Here is a 3578-nt window from a genome sequence, read left to right as displayed (position 1 = left end):
CGTCGCCGATCCGCGAGACGGCGCTGCTCAGCTCCTGCACCAGGGCGCCGGTCTGATCCGCCTCGTGCACGGCACGCTGCGCCAGTTCAGCCGAGCCGGCGACCTGCCGGCTGATCTCCTGCACCGACGAGCCCAGCTCCTCGGCGGCGGCGGCGACGGTGTTGACGTTGGCGGCGGCCTCTTCGGCCGCGGCGGCCACCGCGCCGGACTGAGCGGAAGTCTCACCCGCCATCGCCGACATCGAGCCGGCGGTGGCCTGCAGCTCGGTCGCGGCGGCTGAGACCAAGCCGATGATCCCGCCGACCGCCTGCTCGAAGCCATCGGCCATCTGGCGCATGCCGGCCTTGCGCTGCGCTTCGGCGTCGAGGCGGGCCTGTGCGGTCTCGGCTTCGAGCACCCGGGTCCGGATTAGGCTGTCCTTGAACACCTGGACCGCCGCGGCCATGGCGCTGATCTCATCTCGTCGAGATGCTCGTTCTATGGGTACGGTGGCATCGCCCGCCGCCAGAAGCCGCATGGACTCGGCCAACCGCTTTAAAGGGGCCAAGCTTCGGCGCATCCAGAACCACAGCACCGCGCTAGAGACGAGGGCCAGCAGCCCACCGATCAGACCGGCTTGCCTTTTCAAACGCGTCACGATGGCGAGGTAGTCAGTGCGCTCGATGCCGGCGTAGAGGATGCCAAGGGTACTGCCGTCGGCGGCGAGGATCGGGTCATAGGCGGTGAAGTACGGGACCCCGAGGATTTCGGCTTCGCCCCGGTAGGGCCGGCCCTGCTTGATCACCGCATCGTAGACGGGTCCGGGTGCCAAGCGCGTGCCGATAGCGCGAGTCCCGTTGGGTTTAGTCACGTTGGTCGCCACGCGCACATCGCCGAGGAAGATCGTGGCGGTGCCCCCGATGATGGTCCGGACGCGATCGACGGCGGGGTCCTCGGCCCCGATCGAGTGGGATCCGATCTGGAGGTGACCATCGACCAGGCTGAAGCGCTGCGAGCCACCCTCGTCGGACAGGTTCTGCCGTAACAGCCTCATGTTGCTCTCCAGCACGGCGGAGGCGTGCTGAGTCATATCCGTTTCGACCTCGACCAGGATCGTGGCGATTGTCGTCGCCGAGGCGATACCGAGCATCACGGTACCGACGAGGCTGAGGCGCATCGGGAGCGTAAGGGAAAGCCGGGTCAGGCGGCGCAGGGACATCCGACGGCTCTCATGGCGTGAGGCCGATCTCATCGCCACGAGCCATCACATTGCTTCGTCTGAAGAAACAAGTGCGTGTCGGCCGTGACGAGAGATCGTAATGTGGACTTGGGGCGGATACTGGGCATCAGGAACGCTTCAGCCTGATTCTGTATTCATGATACAGCGCGGCTGATTAAATATTCCTTAATTTCACGATATTCTACAACATCGCGGTCAAAGTCTCAATTGTAGATTGTACAACCGCAAATTGAAGGGATTATATTATAAACTGAACTCCGTTGCTCGAACGGTGGGGAAGGTCCGGGTGCCGCTCTGAGTGGTATTCCTCATCCCATTCAGCTTCAGACCCTCACCGCATGGCTCAGCCGCCTCCACCACCCACGCGGATTCTCGCACGGTCTGATCGGTCGAGGTCGCCCGCCGCTCGTCGGCAGCTCTTCTGCGGTTTCGTCTTCTCTGATTCTCCCAGATCTAGAACCTGAGTATGCGTGGTGGTCGCGGATTTGACCCCTCCCCCTGATAACAGGGGGCGCCGTGCCAGCTGCAGCCAGGCGGTCCATTCCCGGCTGATGATGCGGATCACGTTGGTGTCGTTGCGGAAGCCGGTGATCTGGCGCTCCTCGACGGTCAGGAGCCCGAGGCGCACGGCCTCCCGGATGGCGTTCTTCACGGTGGTGCGAGACACGCCGGTCACCGCGGCCATGTTCTCGATCGACAGCCGGCAGTCCTTGCGGCGGGCCACCTCGGTCGCCACCAGGGCGAGGACCGCCTGCTCGGCCAGCGTGAACCGGGCCGCTAGCCCCGGTGGGAGCCGCCCAGAGGCGGCCCAGCGGCGACGGCGCTCCATCGAGGCTTCCGTGCGTGGCCGGGAGCCGACGGCCCTCCTGGGTCTTCCCACGCATTTTTGCGCAGGTGGGTCGATCAAATGCTCGGCTGTTCCCCCTGAGTTCGGGCTCTGTCCGGATCGCGGTCCATTTTTGGACAGCGTTCGCGTTTCGATCAGCCCGGACAGCGCCTCAGCCTCAGCCTCTGTGACCTTCCCCTCCCCATAGGCGCGCCACAGCAGTGCCGTCACTTGCGGCAGGGTGATTCGGCTCGCGGCCTCGATGGCGCGCCTCAACTCGTCGGCAAACATGGTCCTCGGCCCCGTGAAAGGGCCACAACAAGGCGTTCCGGGCCGCCGCAGGGGCGTCCAGTCCACAAGGCAAAGCCTCATCGTCGCGGGAATTGGCGTTCCCGCTTGACGCCCGAGGGCGCTTCATGGCTTGTGAGGGGCAGTTACTCCGGCCTCACAGCCGCTTCGATTTCGACGGCCCTCCAGTTTGGCGACTGGGGGGCCGTTGGCTTTTCAGGGGTCGACTTGCGGCGGCGTGGTCTCCTGATGGTCCCGGCGACTCGCACGAGGCGCGCGCCAGCCGGACATGGCATGTCGGCCGGGCAGCACGGTTAAGTCAACGGCGAGGAGGCGAGGCGCCCCGAAGGATCGCCCGCACCTCCCTGACATGCTTGGGCTCTGGGATGCCTGGCAGCAGGGCGGCGGTCGCCTCGTGGCAGGCCAGCCAGCGCCGGGCGAGGGGCAGCATCTCGTCGCTGCCCGCTCTCAACCCGTTACGGACACTCGACGCGTCCGCCCTGTGCTAGGCCGGGCGGGTGCGCAGTTGCCCCTCATAGTCGCGCTTGCCGATCGGCACGCCCCGCGAGCGTAGGATGTCGTAGGCGGTGACGGCGTGGAAATGGAAGTTGGGCAGCGAAAACGAGAGGATCAGGGTCTCCGACGTAAAGGCCACGCGCCGCGGTCCGATCTGAAGGTCGAGGTCGCGGCCCGTCCAGGTGTTGACCTCGTCTGGGACGTAAGCCTCCAGCGTCGCTTCCGCTTTGTCCATCATGACTTGCAGCTCTACGAAGGGGACTGGTCCGACCAAGCCAGGTGGCTCGAACACACCGGTCTTTGCGGCCTCCAGCCCCCACACGGCATGATGCCAAGCAGCCTCGATCTGGAAATGAAAGGGGGCCATGTCATCGTAGAGCCGGGCTCCCACAAGTTCATCCGGGTCGGCGCCCAACTCGGCGCAGTGCCTGTTTGCGCGGTCGAGGAAGCCCGCAACGGCACGCACGGTCTGCAGGAAGGTCGGCACGCTGAGTTCGTAGAAAGATGTCGCCATCGGACCTTCCCGGATTTGGACACTCATCGTCGCTGACGATTGTGGCACCGACCTACGTTGTCGGATTTCCGCCTTCGACCCAACCCGGACGAGCGGAGCCACGTCATGGTTTCTCGAAAGCGGTCAAACGGTGTCCCCAAAGTGCTTGGCAGGTATTCTGCTTGACGTTGGATGTGCCGAGCGACAGGGTACCGGGATATGATCGGGAACTGGAC

3 protein-coding genes are annotated in these 3578 nt (G+C 64.9%); all 3 read right to left on the bottom strand.

What is annotated here, in order from left to right; translation table 11 throughout:
• Positions 1–1198: methyl-accepting chemotaxis protein (locus tag MKK69_RS16320; protein WP_243969446.1), on the bottom strand; the 1198-nt coding region annotated here is incomplete at its 3' end.
• Positions 1199–1562: 364 nt separating this feature from the next.
• Complete coding sequence (locus MKK69_RS16315; RefSeq protein ID WP_243969444.1) at positions 1563–2336, bottom strand: helix-turn-helix domain-containing protein; 774 nt, start codon at positions 2334–2336, stop codon at positions 1563–1565.
• A gap of 502 nt (positions 2337–2838) precedes the next feature.
• Positions 2839–3363 (bottom strand): DUF1993 family protein, encoded by a 525-nt coding sequence (locus MKK69_RS16310; protein ID WP_243969442.1) that lies wholly within the window; start codon positions 3361–3363, stop codon positions 2839–2841.
• Positions 3364–3578: the final 215 nt, after the last annotated feature.

The sequence above is a fragment of the Methylobacterium sp. J-026 genome, assembly GCF_022829585.1.
GTDB lineage: Bacteria > Pseudomonadota > Alphaproteobacteria > Rhizobiales > Beijerinckiaceae > Methylobacterium.
This window is presented reverse-complemented; position numbering and strand designations above follow the sequence as displayed.